This window comes from Mesorhizobium sp. WSM4887 (genome assembly GCF_029625865.1).
Classification (GTDB): Bacteria; Pseudomonadota; Alphaproteobacteria; order Rhizobiales; family Rhizobiaceae; genus Mesorhizobium.
On the sequence record NZ_JARTVP010000001.1, the window covers coordinates 1,444,768 to 1,463,017 of the forward strand.

The 18,250-nt window shown below is 63.8% G+C and carries 19 protein-coding genes; 12 read left to right on the top strand and 7 right to left on the bottom strand.

From position 1 onward, the window contains the following. The coding region (locus P9230_RS06960) for an SDR family oxidoreductase (RefSeq protein ID WP_278118044.1) at window positions 1-532 on the top strand (532 nt) is incomplete at its 5' end. Here the strand turns inward: P9230_RS06960 and P9230_RS06965 are convergent. Genes P9230_RS06965 through P9230_RS06975 form a run of 3 tightly spaced genes read right to left on the bottom strand, consistent with a single transcriptional unit; the run spans window position 526 to window position 2,730 of the window. Next, complete coding sequence (locus P9230_RS06965; RefSeq protein WP_067326429.1) at window positions 526-783, bottom strand: hypothetical protein; 258 nt, start codon at window positions 781-783, stop codon at window positions 526-528. The genes P9230_RS06960 and P9230_RS06965 overlap by 7 nt on opposite strands. After that, a complete protein-coding gene (locus P9230_RS06970) occupies window positions 783-1,559 on the bottom strand; it encodes an esterase family protein (protein ID WP_067326426.1) in 777 nt (258 codons plus the stop codon). The genes P9230_RS06965 and P9230_RS06970 overlap by 1 nt, the downstream gene beginning before the upstream one ends. Before the next feature lie 4 nt (window positions 1,560-1,563). Continuing rightward, on the bottom strand, window positions 1,564-2,730 hold the full coding sequence (locus P9230_RS06975; protein ID WP_278087205.1) for an ATP-grasp domain-containing protein: 1,167 nt from the start codon (window positions 2,728-2,730) through the stop codon (window positions 1,564-1,566). A 527-nt stretch (window positions 2,731-3,257) separates the two neighbouring features. On the opposite strand from P9230_RS06975, the gene leuA reads away from it, so the two are divergent. The 4 genes from leuA (at window position 3,258) to P9230_RS06995 (ending at window position 8,636) form a co-directional block, all read left to right on the top strand. After that, window positions 3,258-4,934: a 2-isopropylmalate synthase gene (gene leuA, locus P9230_RS06980; RefSeq protein WP_278087401.1), complete on the top strand. Its 1,677-nt coding sequence runs from the start codon at window positions 3,258-3,260 to the stop codon at window positions 4,932-4,934. Between the two features lie 197 nt (window positions 4,935-5,131). Next, on the top strand, window positions 5,132-6,916 hold the full coding sequence (locus tag P9230_RS06985; protein ID WP_278118046.1) for a tetratricopeptide repeat protein: 1,785 nt from the start codon (window positions 5,132-5,134) through the stop codon (window positions 6,914-6,916). A 233-nt stretch (window positions 6,917-7,149) separates the two neighbouring features. Beyond that, window positions 7,150-7,950, top strand: coding sequence for an alpha/beta fold hydrolase (locus tag P9230_RS06990; RefSeq protein WP_278087203.1), 801 nt, complete (start codon window positions 7,150-7,152; stop codon window positions 7,948-7,950). A 68-nt stretch (window positions 7,951-8,018) separates the two neighbouring features. Beyond that, window positions 8,019-8,636: a hypothetical protein gene (locus P9230_RS06995; RefSeq protein ID WP_278087202.1), complete on the top strand. Its 618-nt coding sequence runs from the start codon at window positions 8,019-8,021 to the stop codon at window positions 8,634-8,636. On the opposite strand, the gene P9230_RS07000 is transcribed toward P9230_RS06995, so the two are convergent. Next, window positions 8,626-9,564, bottom strand: coding sequence for a metallophosphoesterase (locus P9230_RS07000; RefSeq protein WP_066994187.1), 939 nt, complete (start codon window positions 9,562-9,564; stop codon window positions 8,626-8,628). The genes P9230_RS06995 and P9230_RS07000 overlap by 11 nt on opposite strands. A gap of 68 nt (window positions 9,565-9,632) precedes the next feature. Between P9230_RS07000 and P9230_RS07005 the strand changes: the two genes are divergently transcribed. Then, entirely contained in the window at window positions 9,633-10,133 is a 501-nt protein-coding gene (locus P9230_RS07005) for an NUDIX domain-containing protein (RefSeq protein WP_278053655.1), read from the top strand. Window position 10,134: 1 nt separating this feature from the next. On the opposite strand, the gene P9230_RS07010 is transcribed toward P9230_RS07005, so the two are convergent. Continuing rightward, a complete protein-coding gene (locus tag P9230_RS07010; protein ID WP_278053657.1) occupies window positions 10,135-11,121 on the bottom strand; it encodes a glutathione S-transferase family protein in 987 nt (328 codons plus the stop codon). A 273-nt stretch (window positions 11,122-11,394) separates the two neighbouring features. Here P9230_RS07010 and P9230_RS07015 point away from each other — a divergent pair, with 273 nt between their 5' ends. The 6 genes from P9230_RS07015 (at window position 11,395) to P9230_RS07040 (ending at window position 16,140) form a co-directional block, all read left to right on the top strand. Continuing rightward, on the top strand, window positions 11,395-12,000 hold the full coding sequence (locus P9230_RS07015) for an N-acetyltransferase (RefSeq protein WP_127216166.1): 606 nt from the start codon (window positions 11,395-11,397) through the stop codon (window positions 11,998-12,000). A 30-nt stretch (window positions 12,001-12,030) separates the two neighbouring features. Further along, complete coding sequence (locus P9230_RS07020; RefSeq protein WP_067326396.1) at window positions 12,031-12,792, top strand: 3-hydroxyacyl-CoA dehydrogenase; 762 nt, start codon at window positions 12,031-12,033, stop codon at window positions 12,790-12,792. Between the two features lie 7 nt (window positions 12,793-12,799). Beyond that, entirely contained in the window at window positions 12,800-13,975 is a 1,176-nt protein-coding gene (locus tag P9230_RS07025) for a CaiB/BaiF CoA-transferase family protein (protein ID WP_278118050.1), read from the top strand. Window positions 13,976-14,011: 36 nt separating this feature from the next. After that, a complete protein-coding gene (locus tag P9230_RS07030; RefSeq protein WP_278118052.1) occupies window positions 14,012-14,782 on the top strand; it encodes a HugZ family protein in 771 nt (256 codons plus the stop codon). Between the two features lie 165 nt (window positions 14,783-14,947). Next, window positions 14,948-15,286: a metalloregulator ArsR/SmtB family transcription factor gene (locus P9230_RS07035; protein ID WP_066994170.1), complete on the top strand. Its 339-nt coding sequence runs from the start codon at window positions 14,948-14,950 to the stop codon at window positions 15,284-15,286. Window positions 15,287-15,342: 56 nt separating this feature from the next. Further along, window positions 15,343-16,140 carry an RNA methyltransferase gene (locus tag P9230_RS07040; RefSeq protein WP_278118054.1) on the top strand — a complete coding sequence of 266 codons (798 nt, stop codon included), beginning with the start codon at window positions 15,343-15,345 and terminating at the stop codon, window positions 16,138-16,140. A 41-nt stretch (window positions 16,141-16,181) separates the two neighbouring features. On the opposite strand, the gene P9230_RS07045 is transcribed toward P9230_RS07040, so the two are convergent. Both P9230_RS07045 and P9230_RS07050 read right to left on the bottom strand, forming a co-directional pair. After that, on the bottom strand, window positions 16,182-17,327 hold the full coding sequence (locus P9230_RS07045; protein ID WP_278118056.1) for a hypothetical protein: 1,146 nt from the start codon (window positions 17,325-17,327) through the stop codon (window positions 16,182-16,184). A gap of 137 nt (window positions 17,328-17,464) precedes the next feature. Further along, entirely contained in the window at window positions 17,465-18,001 is a 537-nt protein-coding gene (locus P9230_RS07050; RefSeq protein WP_245299591.1) for an EipA family protein, read from the bottom strand. Between the last annotated feature and the right edge of the window lie 249 nt (window positions 18,002-18,250).

The following is an 18,250-nucleotide window of genomic DNA, read 5'->3' on the forward strand; positions in this document are numbered from 1 at the left end:
CGCCATCGAAACCGAGCAGGCGCTCGGGCCTGTCGATCTCCTTGTCAACAATGCCGGCATTGCCGGGCCGGCCGCGACCGTGGTGGACTATGACCCCGCCGCCTGGCGGCAGATCATCGAAATCGACCTCAACGGCGTCTTTTACTGCTGCCGACGTCTGGTGCCCGGCATGATCGCGCGCAACTACGGCCGCATCGTCAATGTCGCTTCCGTGGCCGGCAAGGAAGGCAATCCCAACGCCGCCGCCTATTCGGCCGCCAAAGCCGGCGTGCTTGCGCTGACCAAGTCGCTCGGCAAGGAACTCGCCGGTCTCGACATCGCCGTCAACGCGTTGACCCCCTCGCCCGCCCGCACCCGTATCCTCGAACAGCTCACCGAGGCCCAGGTGACCTATATGCTCAGCAAGGTGCCTCGCGGTCGATTCGTCGAGGTGGAGGAGGCTGCGGCCATGGTCGCCTTCATGCTGTCGGACGAGAATTCCTTCACCACTGGCGCCACCTTCGATCTGTCCGGCGGGCGCGCGACCTACTGAGCGAGGATCGCGACAGCGCGCCCACGCCGCCATTCCACATGACCCGAGGTGGCGGCCAACCCCGCGACGCGCATCAAAAGGGATTGTACGCCGATACTGTCGGATTGGTTCCAGCGCGAGATCTGCTCGCGTCCGCGGAAGGAACGGCCCCAATCGGTGAGCAAGGCATCGGCGGTGAGGGTTCGAGAAAGGCCCCGGGTCGCCGGCATTGGTGGCTTCGACAAGCGACGGATCGGGTCGGGCGCGGTCATCAGTCGATCCTGTGCATCAGGTCGTCATCGAGCCAGCGGCCAAAGAAATAGACGAGTTGCTTGTGCCACCACGGCCAGTCGTGGCTGACGTCGCCGCCCCAATAGTCGACCCAGGCCCCAATGGATTTCTCGCGCAGCACCTGCTCCAGTTCGCGCGTTTCGACGAGCATTCGTTCTTCCCAGGCGCCCTGCCCGCAGCAGAAGATCAGCCTCAGCGCCCTCAGCCGCCCGAGCAGCTTCTGGTCGACGATGCCCGGCAGATAGTCGAGCGGCGAATTGTAGAAGATGCTGCCCTCGAGCGCCCGACCGAAAAAGTCGCGGGTCGAATAGACGCCGGATAGCGAGATCACGCCGCTCGCCAGCTCCGGAAAGCGGAACACGAAATTCGACGAGTGGTAGCCGCCCATCGAGCAGCCGCAGAACAGCGGCTTGAGGGCGCGTCCGCCATTGGCCTTGGCGGCAACCGCCTGCAGCTCCGGCAGCGCCTCCTCGCGCACATAGCGGAAATAGGCTTCGTGGCGGGCGATGCGACTGATGGGATCGCCATGCTTGTCGAAGAAGGATTCCGAATCGATGCCGTCGAGCGTGAACAGCTGGATGCGGCCGGTGTCGACGAATTCGGCGAGTGCTGCGACGCCTCCCGAATCCTCGAACTGGTAAAAACGCCCCTGCGAGGTGGGAAACACCACCACCGGCCGCCCGGCATGGCCGTAGCGCTTGTATTCCATGTCGCGGCCGAGATTGCGGGCATGGGCCTTGTGATAGGAGACGTCCATCGGCTCACGCCTTTTCCGCGTGGATATAGTCGACCGCCTGACGCAGCGCCTTCTGGTCCTTCGAGCGCATCTGGTAGGCGTAGTTCCCCATGGCGCGGCTGAAAACCTCTTCGATGGCCTGATGGTGGACGATCTTGTCGCCGTGGGCGGCTAGCACGTCCTCATGGCTGTGCAAATAGTCGAGGTGTCGCTTGCGGCTGGCATAGGCCGTGAAATACTTGCCCTTGTAGGGCCCGCCGGCCGCGTCCTTCACCACCATGTTGGCCCATTCGGCATAGACGTCGATGTCGAAAGTGTAGTTGATCGCATCCGTCATCCAGGCGCCTGGCGGCCGCATGTTGACCTCCAGCGCAATGATGCGCTTGTTCCTGGTCTCGAACAGTTCGATGTGGAAGAAGCGCTCGCGTACGTCGAACGCCTTCAGGATCTTGCGGCCTGCCTCCTCGACCGCGGGCGTAATCTCGGGGAAGCAGGTGTAGCTCATATGGCGGTCGCGGTTGACCACCTCCATGACGCTCTGGTCGTAGCGGTGGCTCGCCGCCAGCACCACCTCGCCGTCGCGGTTGACCAGCCCGTCGAAGGTCACCACCAGCCCCTCGATGAACTGCTCCATGACGAAGGTCACGCCTTCGGGCTTGTCCTTGAAGAACTGATCGAGCTCCTTCGCGTTGGAGATCTTGAACGTGTTCGAGGCGCCGGAGCCCGAATCCGGTTTCACCACCACCGGATAACCGACCCGGCGGATGAAGGTCATGGCGCCGGCCCGATCGGAGCATTTGCGTTGCGGGATTGTCTCGACGCCGCTCTTGCGGAAGAAGGCCCGCATGCGGCTCTTGCGCTTCAAATTCTTCACGAAGTCGAGCTTGGTGCCGAAGATGTTGAAGTCGGTGCGGATATTGGCCTCGAGCTCCAGCCAGTGCTCGTTCAACGACTCGAAGCGGTCGATGCGGCCCCATTTGTGGATGAAATGGCCCATCGCCCGGAATACGGCATCGTAGTTCTCCATGTCCGCGACCCGATAATATTCCGAAAGCGCCGCCTTGAGCTTGCTGCTCAGCGTCTCATAGGGCGCGTCGCCGATGCCGAGCACGGTAGCGCCGGCCTTCTTCAGCCGGTCGCAGAAATCGGCGCCGTTGCCCGGAAAATGCGGCGAGAAGAACACGAAATTCATGCACGACCTCCCCCTCGGATCAGGTCCTCCGGAGGCGAGTGTGGCGCATTTGGCTGATGCGGGGAAGAGCCGCGCCAAAGCATGTCGACCAAAACTGTGCAGCGGTTTTGGGAAGACGATATGCATGAAACCAAAGACTTAAAGCCGGGCCGGCACTTGCCTCCGGATGGCCGCTCCTGTAAGAGAGCCGGCATGACCACGCGCACCCGCTCCGTCGCTTCTTCTCGCCCCGGCTTTGCCCGCGAGACCGTGCGCGCGCTTGCTTCGACCCTGCTCCTTCTCGGCCTTATCGGCGATCGCCGGGTTCGCTGAAGGAGCGCCCGGCGGTCGAAAACCGCCGCTTTGGGCGCCTGCTCCTTGGCTAGATTGGCAAGTCACATCAAGCGAACGAAATTCTTTGGTAAAGGCGCCGCTCGGCACCGATCCGCCTGAAGGCGGTCCCACGAGCCGCCGGGAGAAAGACGATGAATAGAAGAGAAGCAATCCGCGCCGGCGAGGCCGAAACGGGCGCGCAAGCGCCCGGCCACATGGCCGATGCCGCCCGCAAATATCAGCCCTACCCGACCGTCAACCTCGCCGATCGCACCTGGCCGTCCAAGGTGATCGACAAGGCGCCGATCTGGTGCTCGGTCGACCTGCGCGACGGCAACCAGGCGCTGATCGACCCGATGGGCCATGAGCGCAAGGCGCGCATGTTCGCGCTGCTGCTCGACATGGGCTTCAAGGAGATCGAGATCGGCTTCCCGTCGGCCTCGCAGACCGACTTCGACTTCGCCCGCTGGTGCGTCGAGGAGGGCGGCGTGCCCAAGGACGTGTCGCTGCAGGTTCTGGTGCAGTGCCGGCCCGAGCTGATCACGCGGACCTTCGAGGCGCTCGAGGGCGCCCACCGCCCGATCGTGCATTTCTACAACTCGACCAGCGAGCTGCAGCGCCGCGTCGTCTTCGAAAAGGACGTCGCCGGCATCAAGCGCATCGCCACGGATGCCGCCAAGATGATCACCGACATGGCCGCCAAGGCCGGCGGCGGCTTCCGTTTCGAATATTCGCCGGAGAGCTTCACCGGTACCGAGCTCGAGGTCGCGCTGGAGATCTGCAACGCCGTCACCGAGATCGTGAAGCCGACGGCCGACAACAAGCTGATCGTCAACCTGCCATCGACGGTCGAGATGTCGACGCCCAACATCTATGCCGACCGCATCGAGTGGATGTGCCGCAATCTCGACAACCGCGACAAGCTGATCATCTCGCTGCATCCGCACAACGACCGCGGCACCGGCATCGCCACCACCGAGCTCGGCCTGATGGCCGGCGCCGACCGCGTCGAGGGCACGCTGTTCGGCAATGGCGAGCGGACCGGCAATGTCGACATCGTGACGCTGGCGCTCAACATGTACACGCAAGGCGTCGATCCCGAGCTGGACTGCTCCGACATCAACCGGATGAAGGACGTCTATGAATATTCGAACCAGCTGAAGATCCCGGAACGCCACCCCTATGTCGGCGAGCTCGTCTACACCGCTTTCTCCGGCTCGCACCAGGATGCCATCAACAAGGGCATGAAGGCGCTGCGCAAAGCCAACACGCCGGTTTGGGAAGTGCCCTACCTGCCGATCGACCCCGCTGATGTCGGCCGCACCTATGAGGCGATCATCCGCATCAACTCGCAGTCGGGCAAGGGCGGCATCGCCTACGTGCTGCAGGCCGACTACGGCCTCAATCTGCCGCGCAACCTGCAGATCGAGTTCAGCCAGGACATCCAGGCGATCACCGACGCCGAAGGCAAGGAAGTGCCGGCCAAGCGCATCCACGAGCGCTTCCTCGAAGCCTATGTCGACCAGCCCGGCGCCAGGCTGAAATTCCTCGACCATCGCACCTATCCGGACACTGCGGTAAAGGGCCGTCGCGTGGTCGAGGCGGAGATCCTCGACAACGGCAAGGAAGTCACCATCACCGGCACCGGTACCGGCCCGATCGACGGCTTCGTCGATGCGCTTTCGCGCCATATCCGCGTCGACATGTCGGTGCTCGACTATTCCGAACATTCCTTGCAGCGCGGCTCGAACGCCTCGGCCATTTCCTATGTCGAGATGGAATATCCCGGCGGCAAGCTGTTCGGCGCAGGCATAAACACCAACATCGTCGCCGCCTCGCTGGAGGCCGTGGTCTCGGCCGCCAACCGCATCCTGGGCCGCAAGCCCGCCTGATTGTTCGATTGATAAAGCGTGGCCCGTTCATCGGACGTGCCACGCTTCATGGCAGGCGCGAGCCGCGTTCAAATTCGTTAACCGGCCGGTAAATTTACCGTGGCTTACGCGATCACATAACAGAAGGTTCCTTGTGCGCTGGAGCGCGCGCTATATTATCGCGCCCTAACCTGTGCCGACTCTGAAAGGTCCGACACTTGGAGCCTGCCACGCCTGCCGCCCCCGCAGTGCGCGAGACATTGGAGCGACTGCTTGCCAGCGAAACGTTCGGACGATCCGAGCGGGCCCGCAGGCTGTTACGCTATCTGGTCGAACGCGAGCAGGCAGGCGAAGCCGACCGGCTGAAGGGTGTGTCCATTGCCATGGATGTCTTCGGCAAGGACGGCGATTTCGACGGATCGACCGACGCGGTCGTCAGGGTCCAGGCGGGGCGGCTGCGCGAGCTTTTGGATCAATATTTCGCCAGCGAAGGCATTGGCGAGCCGGTACGCATCGCCATTCCGCGCGGCGGCTATGTGCCTTCTTACGAGTTGAACGCCATACGGCTCCCAGCCGACGCCAAACCCGCGGATGACCCGATCGCCCGGCCTTCCAAGCATTTCGAGAAGCCCGAGGCCGCCGCCGCACCGGTCGACGCCGTGCCGCTGACGACGACCCCGGCACCGACCGAATCCGCGTCATCGCTGACGCGCCAGTTGCGGTTCTTCTGGGCCGCCATGGTGCTGGTCATCGCCATGCTGGGTATCCTTGTCGTCCGCCAGGGTAACGCCTTTCTTCATGGTGACGACGCGGCCGCGCCGGTCGAAGTCGAAACGGCAGGCGCGACCAGCAGCGTCGCCTCCCAAACGTTCGACGGGCTGCCTTTGATCTACTTGGCCATCAAAGCCGACGGACCCGAGGCGGCCCGTGTTGCTTCCTCGCTGCGCGCCGGTCTGGCCGGCTTCGATACGATAGACTTCATCGGACGCGACGCCGACGCTACGCGCAATCGTTCCGCCGATCCGATCAGCTTCGTTTTCGATCTTATTCCCGGGACTAACGCCGGCGACGTCATGATCGAGCTGCAGAGCGTCGCGACGGGACGGGTTCTCCTGTCACGCAACCTGACATCGGCCGAAAGCGCGCCTGGTGCTGTCGAGAGCAACATCGCCAATCTCCTGAGCTCTACCGTCCCCGCTTCGGGCGCGATCTACAGCTATATCGACCAGAGCGATATCCGGACCAGCCAGATAGGATGTCTGGTGCTCGACGACCTCTACTATCTCGACCAGAGCGCCAAGGCGCACGAAGCTGCGTATCGCTGTCTGGAGAAGCTGGTCAGAGAAAGCACCAAATCATCGCTCATCTACTCGGAACTGGCTTCCCTGCATCTGGAAGCCGTCAACAACCGCTACGCCTATCCGCCCGGCGCAACGGTCGAGCAGGCCATGTCGTTTGCCCACCGCGCCATTCAGATGGCACCGATGAGCCCGCACGCGCATCGCGCCTACGGCTACCTCAACTCGCGCCTCGGCAACACCGACGAAGCGATCCGCTGGATGCGCAAGGCTTATGAGCTCAACCCCTACGATCTCGGCATGGCCGCCGCTTATGGCTACGGCCTGATCTTCGCTGGCAGATACCAGGAAGGGACGCCGATCCTGGGCCATGCCGTCGAGGCCTTCAGCGGTCATCCGACCTGGTGGGACTATGGCCTGTTTGTCGGAGCCTTCATGCAAGGCGACACCCAGAGGGCAGCGATTGCCAGCGAGTCGCTGCGGACCACCGCGTCCAAATCGCATTACCTGGCGGCGCGCCTGATCGGCGCCAAGATCTCAGGCCGCGACAAGCTCGCAAACGAATTGGCGAACGAGCTCACGGCCGAATTCCCGAAATTCGCCGCCAATCCGCGCGCCACTTTTGTTGACAGGAAGTACCCCGCCGATCTCATCGACCGGCTGGTGCAATCCTTGCGCTCTGCGGGGATTGGCAATCCGAGCTGAGCGAACGTGGAGCATTCGCTGACGTGCGGACTGATTGGAATATTAAATTCGCACGCCGGATCTGCTCGGCACAGCGGGCGTCGACACTCAACGAGTCTTAGGCCTGCTTACGCGTTCGATTGGGGCGCGCACGGCGAATTCGCGAAGATTTTACTGGCTATCGACCTGCTCAGGGAGCAATTCAGCCACAATCTTGAATTGCCCCTCATACTGCTTCACAGCCAACAATCTCGATGTTTAACTCTCTTCACGTCGCCGAAAGCGGTGCTGGCTCGAAGACGATCGTCTTCCTGCACGGCTTCGGCGCTTGCCATTCGATCTGGCGCGACGTGATTGCGGGATTGACGCCCGATGTGAGGACACTTGCCTACGACCTGCCGGGCCACGGAAACTCCCTGGAGTGCCAGGCGGCAGGAGTCAAGCAGGCCGCTGGGGTTATCCTGGCCGATCTGGGCAAGCGCCGCCTGGGCAAAGTTCACGTCGTCGGCCATTCCATGGGCGGCGCGATCGCGACATTGATGGCATCTGCCGATCCCGAAAGGGTGGCCTCGCTGACCTTGCTGGCGCCCGGCGGCTTCGGCCCCGAGATCAACGGTCCGTTGCTGCGGCGCTATGCGGCCGCGGCCGATCGAGATGAGATCCGCGCCTGTCTTGCCGCCATGTCGGGGCCGCAAAGTTCTCCTCCTCAACACGTGGTGGAGGCGCTGTGCGGCATGCGCAAACGGCCGGGCCAGTTGCGGACCCTCGTCGGTGCTGCAGCCGTGATCACCAGGGAAGACCGGCAAGGTGTCATCCCGAGCGAACGGCTGGAAACCCTGAGCATGCCGGTGATGGTGCTTTGGGGAACGGACGATCCCGTCCTGCCCGTCGCCCAGGCCGAGGACTTGCCGCCGCATTTCCACCTGCACCACGTGCTGGAGGCGGGCCACATGCTGGTCGAGGAGGCGCCTGACCTGATTGCAGAGGCCGTGCGCCGCAACACGCGTCGCCGCGGCAGAATCCAGAGACCGGTGTTCAGCGCAGCCGCAAGCTGAGCCCATCTCGCAGTGCATTTTGCCGGCGACTGTGTTAACTCGCTGTTTACCAACAGCGAGGCAGCGCCATGAAGGATGCAGGCGACAAAATCACCCCGATCGAGCCATCGCGAAAGCTCGCGGACGCGATCCGCGACGTCAAGAACGCCTTCGCCGACCGCGATGATGTGGTGGTCGACATGCGCGAGGCGCACCGCATGCGGCTCGAGTTGCTGGCCGCGGAGCTCGCCCCCGTTTTCGCCGACGTGCCGACGGATATCGACAATTTCGACTTCGCCGTCTCCTCCGGCCTGCAGCCGCGGCTGTGGGTCGATGCCGTCAGCCATGTCGCCATGGGGCGGGATCGCCGCACCTTCCGCTTCCTTAAGGACACGCGCATCGGCCGCGTGGTGCTGGCCGAATCGACCGACATGAAGCCCGTCGCCGATGCCGTTACGCGATACGTGGCCGAGCGTGTCGTCGAGCGGCAGCGGATGATGGAAGGCGCGGTCGAGAGCGCGGTGACTGGCCTGCATCGAGCCGAGGTCCGGGAAGCCGAGCCGCCCTTGCAGGCTGCAACGCGCCGCAACGGCTGGACGACCTTCTTCGCCGGCCTCGGCTTGATCGCCGCCGGCGCCCTGGTCGGCCTGGCGGTATCGCTGGTGCTGTTCTGGGACCGCATCGCCCAGATGAAGATCAGCTTCTGACGACGGGCTCGCGCACCACCGGCATATCGGCACCGAGCTCGATCACCTGAATGTCCGACGGCGGCAGTGCCGGACCGGTCAGGCCGCGCCGTGTCAGGCGGATGGTCCAACCACCTTTTTTTCCGCCGATCTCGAACAGATTGTACTGAGCGGCGGGATGATCGCCGCCCGGCGCCTGGCCGGCGGCGGCCACGCCGACCACCGGCACCTTGACGCCGCGCGGACCGATGGTGAACAGCGAAGGCAAGTGCGAGTGGCCGTGCAGCACAAGCTCGGCGCCATACCGGCGAATGACTTTGTGGAAGCGCGCGATACCGAACAGCCGCTTATGCTGCGAGACCGCGCCACGCACCGGCGGATGATGGATCATGATGGCGCGAAACAGCCCCTGTCTGGCCGTCGCGTCGAGGATGTTGCCGAGCCGCTCCGCCTGGCCCTCCATGAAGAAGCCGTTGGCCATGAAGGGCGCCGTGGCCCGCGCCGTCGTGACGCCGATCAGAGCGACATCACCGCGAACCCGCAAATAGGGAAAGGAATTGCGGTCGATCGGGCTGTTGATGCCGTCGCCCGTCATCCACGGCGCCCATGACCGGCAAACCTTGTCGAAGGCGCCCGGCACATAGGCATCGTGATTGCCCGGCACCACGGATACGTCATTCGCAGAGCCCAGCGTCTCCAGCCAATGTTTCGCCATCTCGATCTCGCCATCGAGCGCCAGGTTGACGAGATCGCCGGTGACCGCGAGGTGGTCGGGGGCGTTGGCTTTGATATCGCCGACAATCGTGTCGATCACCGCATCGTGCATATGACGGCGGCGGTTGCGCTGCCAGTTGACGTAACCCAGCACGCGCTTGGACGCGAGATCGCGATAGGTTACATCGGGCAGCGGCCCCAGATGGACATCGGAAATATGTGCAAGCCTGAGCATAGCCCCTTCTTAAGCGACCCGGTCCGGGCTTTCTACTCAACGTTTCCTGTCCGCTCGCGGTTTCGTGGATGACTGGCGCCGATCCGGAACAGGCGTTCCGCCAGACCGGCTGGGCGGGACTGCGGGCAAGGCTGTTCCATCTCTATTTCCTGCTGCGGCGCCCGATGACGCTTGGCGTGCGCGGCTTGATCTACGACCGCGCATCCAACTCCATCTTCCTCATCCGCCACACCTATGTTCCGGGCTGGCAGTTGCCTGGCGGCGGCGTCGAGGTCGGCGAGACGCTTGTCGAGGCGCTGGCGCGCGAGCTCGCCGAGGAGGGCAACATCGCGTTGACGGCTCCGCCGGTGCTGAGATCGATGCACTTCAACCGTCGCGCCAGCACACGCGACCACGTCGGCCTCTATCTGGTCGAAGCCTTCAACCAGACGGCGCCGAAATCGGCGGACCATGAGATCGCCGAGGCGGCGTTCTTTCCGCTCGACCGTTTGCCGGCAGATGCGACGCCGGCGACGCGACGTCGGATTGCCGAAATTTTCGGCGGCGTGCAGGTCTCGGCCTACTGGTAACTCATGCCGCCTTCCTGAACCGGCCGCGATCATGTGGTGCGGCATAGTCGAGTTCAGGTCCCGCCGGGATTATCCCCGTCGGATTGATCGATTTGTGGCTGCCGTAGTAGTGCGACTTGATGTGATGCAGGCTGACCGTGCCTGACACGCCGGGCACCTGGTAGAGGTCGCGCAGATAGTTCGACAGGTTCGGATAGTCGGCGATCCGGCGCAGATTGCATCTGAAGTGGCCGACATAGACCGGATCGAAGCGCACCAGCGTGGTGAATAGACGCCAGTCAGCTTCGGTGATCCGGTCGCCGACAAGATAGCGCTGCTTTGACAGCCGCTCTTCCAACGTGTCGAGTGCTGCGAAGAGCTCGCCGAACGCTTCCTCATAGGCTTCTTGCGAGGTGGCGAAGCCGGCGCGATAGACGCCGTTGTTGATCGCCGGATAGACCAGCGCATTGATCCTGTCGATCTCGGAACGCAACGCCGGCGGATAGAAGTCCAGGCTCGCATCACCCCATTCGTCGAAGCCGGAATTGAGCATGCGGATGATTTCTGACGACTCGTTGCTGACGATGGTTTCCTGTCTTTTGTCCCACAGCACCGGTACGGACGCGCGGCCCGAATAGCCGCGATCGGCCTTGGCATAGATCTGGTGCAGGAAGTCGAGGCCGTAGAGCGTGTCGCCGGTTGCGCCGTCCTCGGCTGTGAAGGTCCAGCCGTTCTCGCCCATGAAATGGTGCACCACGGAGACGGAGATGATGTCTTCCAGCTTCTTCAAGACACGGAAGATCAAGGTCCGGTGCGCCCAGGGGCAGGCGAGCGAGACGTAAAGGTGATAGCGCCCGGGCTCCGCCTTGAAACCGCGTTTGCGCCCTTGCGCCGGCGCACCGTCGCGCGCCACCCAGTCGCGCCATTGCGCTTCGGCACGCACGAACCTGCCGCTGCTGTCGGCAACGGTCGAGCGGTCCTGCCATTTGCCTTCAACCAGCAATCCCATGCGAAATCTCCCTGCGGTTCCAACAGACATCTAGGCGCTTACCCGAAATGTCGAAGCCCCCAGGCGCTGAACAGTTCGTCAAACGGCGAAAAGAAAGGTGAAAAGCGCCGATTGCAGCCGGGAACAATTGATGCTAGCGGAAGCGCCCATGTTTGACTTTGCCACGATCCGGTTCGACCGACGACGAAAGGACGCCCGCGCTTGATGAAGCGCTGACTGGCGAACGCTGCCGCTTGCAGCAAACCTTTCCTCGCATACCGGAACGCAAAGACCATGAGCCTTGCCGACGTGAAATATCTGCCGGAGACCCCGGCGCACGATCCTGAAATCGAAGCCATCAACGACGAGGCCTTCGGGCCGGGCCGTTTCGTGCTGGCCGCCTATAAGATCCGCGAGGCCGGCGGGCACGACCGCTCGATGTCCTTTGTCGCCGTCGAGGACGAGACGGTGATCGCCTCGGTGCGCATGACGCGCGTGGCGGCAGGCGCCGGACGCGCCATGATGCTCGGCCCGCTTGCCGTGCGGCCCGCCTTCAAGAATCTCGGCATAGGCCGCAGGCTGGTCGCGATCGCGCTCGAAGCCGCCGCGAAGGCCGGCGCGCCGGCCGTCATGCTGGTCGGTGATGAGCCCTACTACGGGCCGCTCGGCTTCAAGCGCTTCCCGCGCGGGCAGATCACCATGCCGCGTCCGGTCGATCTCGACCGGCTGCTCCATCACGAAATCAGGCCTGGCGCGGTGGCCCGGTTCGTCGGTGAGGTCTGTCATGCTGATACGGCGCGGGTTGCCGACCTGGCCCAGGTCGCGGTCCGCGCCTCGGCCAATCCGCAGTCCTCGATCGATCCGGTCATTCAGGTTGCGCCGCAGCAGCGCGCTTCGTAGCATGATCCGAAATTCTGGGAGGACGCCACCATGACCCCGAACGGCCAGATCGCGATCGTCACTGGCGGTGGCTCCGGCCTTGGCGAAGCGACGGCGCGCGCCCTTGCCACCAAGGGCGCCAAGATAGCGATACTCGATATCGGTATCGATCGCGCGGCCAAGGTTGCCGCCGATATCGGCGGCATCGCGGTTCAATGCGATGTCAGCAGCGCAGACAGTGGCAGCGCGGCGATCGCCGAAGTGGCGGCAAAGCTCGGCGAACCGCGCATCCTGGTCAATTGCGCCGGCATTGCCATTGGAGTGAAGACGGTCGGCAAGGATGGCCCGCACCCGCTGGATCAATACCGCAAGGTGATCGAGATCAACCTGATCGGCACCTTCAACATGATCCGCCTGGTCGCCGACCGGGCGGCGAAACTCGACCCGCTCGCCGGCGGCGAACGCGGCGTCATCGTCAACACGGCGTCGGTCGCCGCCTATGACGGCCAGATCGGCCAGGCTGCCTATTCGGCGTCCAAGGGCGGCGTCGTCGGCATGACATTGCCGGTGGCGCGCGACCTGGCGCGCTCAGGCATTCGCGTGTGCACCATCGCCCCAGGGATCTTCAAGACCCCGATGATGGCCGGCATGCCGCAAGAGGTGCAGGATTCGCTCGGCGCTTCGGTGCCCTTCCCGCCTCGCCTCGGCGAGCCCTCGGAATATGCAGCACTCGCGCTCCACATCATCGAGAACCAGATGCTGAACGGCGAGACCATCCGCCTCGACGGCGCGATCCGCATGGCGCCCAAATAAAAGCGAAATGAGCACGCCGCCGACAGCCGCCGACAAGACAGGGCCGTTGGCTGGCCTCAGGCTGATCGAGATGGCGGGCCTCGGCCCGGTGCCGCTCGCCGCCTTGATGCTATCGGAGATGGGCGCAGACGTCCTGCGCATCGAGCGGGCGGACGCCAAAGAGCCGCTTCTATCCTTGCCCGAGGCCCACGACCTCGACCGCCACGGCCGCTCCATCCTCAGGCTCGACCTGAAGCGGCCGGACGGCGCGGAGCTTCTGCTGCGCCTTGCGGAAAAGGCCGACGTTCTCATCGAAGGTTTTCGCCCAGGCGTCATGGAGCGGCTGGGCCTCGGGCCTGATGTCGTGCTGGAAGGCAATCCTGCGCTGATCTACGGCCGCCTCACGGGTTTCGGCCAGGACGGGCCGCTATCGCGCCGCGCCGGTCATGACATCACCTACCTCGCCTATGCCGGCCTGCTGCATGCCGTCGGCCGGCAGGGAGCGCCGCCCGTGCCGCCGCTCAACCTTGTCGCCGACCAGGGCGGCGGCGCCATGATGCTGATCGCCGGCGTGCTGGCGGCCCTGTTCCAGCGCTCGCGCACCGGCAAAGGTCAGGTGATCGATGCCGCCATGGTCGAGGGTGCATCGATGCTCGCGGCTCCGATCCATGCCTTCATGGCGGCCGGCCTCTGGAGCGAGCGACGCGGTGAGAACCTGCTCGATTCCGGGGCCCCCTTCTACGACGTTTACGAGGCGGCGGACGGACGGCATGTCGCCATCGGCTGCCTCGAACCGCAATTCTTTGCCGAGTTCGCCCGATTGTTGCCGCTCGACCGGCGTTTTGTCGGCAGCCAATATGACAGGACATCGTGGCCTGACATGCGCGCTGCCATTGCCGCGAGGATCAGAGAGAAGACACGCGACGAGTGGGCCGAGGTGTTTGGACCGACCGACGCCTGCGTCGCTCCGGTCCTGTCGCTGACCGAAGCCAGGGATCATCCGCAGAGCCGTGCCCGGCAAAATTTTGCAAGATCGCGCGAGCTCGAACGTCCGACGCCGGCGCCGCGCTTCTCCAGCGCCGCCTCGACGCTTGCCGCGGCGCCGACCGTCGCCGACCGCCGGCCTTCGGCTGTGCTGGCACGCTTCGGCATCGACGAGACTGAAATTGAAGTCCTTGTCAGGTCCGGCCTGTTTGGCAGATAGCCGGAGAGTAGAAATCAACTTATCGCGGTGGGCGCTGTGACCGAGACCAGGAAGGATGTCATCCGCGAGACCGACACCGAGGCCGTCAGGCTGGCGAAGACTCTGGTCCGCTCGGCCCGCTTCGGCGCGCTTGCGGCAATCGAGCCCGGCACCGGGGCGCCGCTGGCAAGCCGGGTCGGCGTGGCGACCGACATCGACGGCGCGCCGCTGATCCTGGTCTCGATGCTGTCGGCGCATACCGGCGCGCTTCTCGCCGACCCGCGCTGCTCGCTGCTCGTCGGCGAACCCGGCAAGGGCGATCCGCTCGCGCATCCCCGCATCTCGCTTGTATGCCAGGCGCTGCGGTTGGAGCGCGGATCGGCGGGTCACGCCCGCGCCGAACGGCGCTATCTCAACCGCAATCCGAAGGCGAAACTCTATGCCGGGCTCGGCGACTTCTCGATATTCCGGCTTGAGCCTGAACGCGCCAGTCTCAATGGCGGCTTCGGCAAAGCCTATCTTCTGGATCGCGCCGACCTGATCGCCGGCGGCACGATCGTCGAGGAGCTGGGGGCCAGCGAACAGTCGGCGCTGGACCACATGAATGCCGACCATCGCGATGCGCTTTGCATTTATGCGCGCCATTTCGGCCGGGCCGAAGGCGATGGCTGGATCGCTACGGGTTTCGATGCGGACGGCATGGATCTGGCTTCTCCGGATGCCACCTGCAGGGTCTTCTTCCCTCGGCCTCTCGGCACTGCCAGCGAGTTGCGGTCCGTGCTGGTCGAGATGGCCAAGGCCGGGCGCGCCGCAGGGCGGGCACAGTAGCGAAAGTTAATCGTCCCGGATCGAAAGCAACTCTTGAGATTTAGGTAAAATGATCTACCTTTTGTTGCAGCGCCGATTCAGCGGCGCTCCCTGACCTGAATATCGTGGAAATCAGCCGCCATTGCCCCCATGGCAGCTGGATGAGCCAGAAAACATGGGGGATCCATGATCTCAAGCAAGCTAGTCGCCAACGCCGAATCGGCTGCCGCGTTTCTGACGCTCATGGGCAATGAAAAGCGGCTGCTGATCGTCAGCTATCTGATCGAGGGCGAAATGTCCGTCGGCGCCATCGCCGAGAAAGTCCAGTTGAGCCAGTCCGCTCTGTCGCAGCATTTGGCCAAGCTGAGAGCGCTTGATATCGTCGAGACGCGTCGCGATCGCCAGATGATCTATTATTCCTGCAACTCCGACGCGGTGCGCGAGCTGCTTCGCACGCTGGAAGGCATTTTCGGCGACGGCGACCTGTCTCAGATGGCCTACAGGATGCGTCGCGCCGGGACTTGACCCGGGCTCTGCAAAGCCCCTTACCTTGCTGACGACCGTTCGCCGGCGAGATTTCTATGAACCTCATCCCTGTCTACGACCCGCGGGATCCGCGTGTCGCCGCCTATCTCGATATCCGCGAGCGCGATCTCGTCGGACGACATGGGCGCTTCGTCGCCGAAGGCAAGGTCGTGCTGGATCTTCTGCTGTCGGCCGGACGCTTCGCGGCGGAATCGGCCCTCATTCTGGAGAACAGGCGGGCAGGCCTTGAAGGTGTCTTGCGCAAGGCGCCAGCCGACTTCCCGATCTATGTCGTCAACGGCGACGTCATGGACCGGATCGCCGGCTTCCACATGCATCGCGGCGTATTGGCGATTGGCGTTCGGGGCTCTCCTCGACCGGCCGAGGTGCTGCTCGAAACCTTGCCGGCAAGCGCGTTGGTCGTGGTTCTGGTCGGCATATCCAATCACGACAATATGGGCTCGATCTTCCGCAACGCCGCAGCCTTCGGCGCGGACGCCGTGCTTCTCGATCCCACCTGCTGTGATCCGCTTTACCGCAAGGCGATCCGCGTTTCGGTCGGCGCGGCGCTGAAGGTGCCCTTCGGCTCCTTCGACGATGCGATGAGCGTGACCGCAACGCTTGACCGGATGGGCTTCGCCCAGTTCGCGCTCTCGCCGCGCGGCGAAACGGACATCCGCGCTGCGGAAAGAACGTCTCGGTTGGCCCTCTTTCTCGGCACGGAAGGCGAAGGCCTGCCCGAGACCCTGCTCAGTCGCCTGCGGACCGTACGGATCGGCATGGCGGAGGGATTCGACAGCCTGAACGTTGCAGCCGCATCGGCCATCGCCCTGCATCACTTCTCGAAACGATAGCGGAGCAGCGACCAGACGCTCCGCTCGCCACGTCATTCGGATCAGTTGCTTGCGTTAGCCTTCTGCAAGGCCCTGACACGGTCCGCGAGGCTGATGCCGCGCTCGCCAATATCTTGCCGCTCGTCGCGAGGGGTCGCCAAGGCCTTGGCGATCGGAGAATCCGGCCCTTCCAGCCTCATCGTCAGGTTGACGACCTCGGCGGCCAGTTCGTTCATTTGTTCGCGAAGCGCCGCACCGGCGCGCGGTGCCTCGCCTGCCTGTTCGGGCTGTGCCGTTTCGAGCGCGGCAAGATCGGTCTTGAGCCGCTTGTTCTCCCGCGCAAGCGCCGTCAGCCGCGCCTCTAGCCGCTCGCGATCGCCTTCGAGCTTGGCGATGGCATTGTCGATCCCTTGGACTTCGTCGGCCTTATGCGTTCCGCCATTTACCGCATGATCTTTGCTTGGGCGTTCGCGCATCCGCGCCAGCTCCTTTTCGCGCCTGTCCAGCTTTTCCTCGCGGTCGGCAAGGGTTGCAAGCAGCCGTTCGACCTTCTTGTCCAGCTCGGCCGTCCGCTTCTTCTCCGCCTTGAGCGCGTCCCTGGCGGCTTTGCTTTCCGCTGCCAGTTCCTGATTGCGCCGGTCCGCTTCCTTGCGCTGGCTGCGCAGCACCGCAATGTCATTGGCAAGCTTGTCCAGTTCCGATTCGCGGGCGACGAGCTCGATCTGGCGGTTTGAGGAAGAAAAGCTGGCTTCGTCATACATCTGCTCGAGCTTTTGCAGCTCCAGCGCGCGCTTCTCCAGCGAGCGCTCCGCCTGCGCCAGCTTTTCCGTAATCTTGTGCAACTCTTCCTCGCGCAGCCTGAGCTCCGCGTTCTTGGCCTGCAGATCGGAAAGCGCCTGAGTCTTGTCCTTCTTCTCGACCGCCAGTCCCTTCAGGGCCTCCTGGGCGCGGCCGATCTCGACCAGTTGCTCGGCCACCTTTTCCTTCAGATTTTTGATGTTCATCTCGAGTCGGCGCGTGTTCATGGCGAACTCGGCGCGGATACGGTCCTTCTCGGCCAGCATCTCGGCAGGCGTCAGCGGCATCGAGGCCTCAAGGCGCCGGCGTGTCAACACGACGGCCCGCCGCCAGACGGCCGGCGCGATCAGCGACACCAGAAAGGCCGCGCAGAGGAAGCCGAGTGCGAAGAACAGGATCGACTGGACCAAGGTGGACTATCCGTATGCGAGGCGGCAACCCGCCATGCCGACTGTGCCACCTTGGCATGGCGGAAATCCAGCGCCGCGGCAAGAGCACGCCGCGGCACGATCAGTCTTATCCGAGCGGCTGTGGCAATCCTGTCCGGTCAGAACGGATTCCACGTCGCCCGCTCGGTCAGCTTCAGATAGCCGAGATTGACGCCGAGCCGGGCACCGACCCCGGTGCGGATCGGAACGAGCAGCACTCTGTTGCTTTGCAGCACGTTGAAGCCGACGCCCGCCACGACATAAGCCGATCCGGCGACGCCGCCGAAGCGGTTGTAGAGGCTGCTGATATCGTCGAGATTGTAGACCAGCATCATCACGCGCGAGCCTTCGCCGCCGAAATCCCAGCCGAGCGATGGGCCTTGCCAGAACACCTTATGGTCGCCGGCGTTCTTGGTGTACAGCGTGCCCTCGCCATAGGTCAGGCCGCCGATCAGCGCGCCGGATCCCTCCTCGCCGAGCAGATAACCGTTTGGCAGGCCGTAGGACGCGAACACCTTTTCGACCACGGTGGCGAGGCCTCCCGACGTCGCGCCGAAGAACTTGTGGCCGGAATCGACAATCTCTTGCGCGGTGTATTCCTGGGCCCGCGACGCCGAGGTTGAGAGGATGAGAGCACCCGAGAGGGCGATCGTCATGGTGAGGACGCGGACGAACATCCGGTCAAAGAATCGGGAAAACATGCTTCCAATCTCCGTCAGGGAGCACTTTCGCCGACGCCTCGTATCCCTACGGCTCTTGGCGGCCGTTTCGAGATGACTGTTACGGGCAAACTATGCCGTAATCCTTTTTCAACCATTAAGCTGGCGCAGGAAGATGGCGGTTCGAGGGCTGAAGAGCCTGACACGATCTCTATCAGCCTCAATTTCGCGGCATCACGCACCATT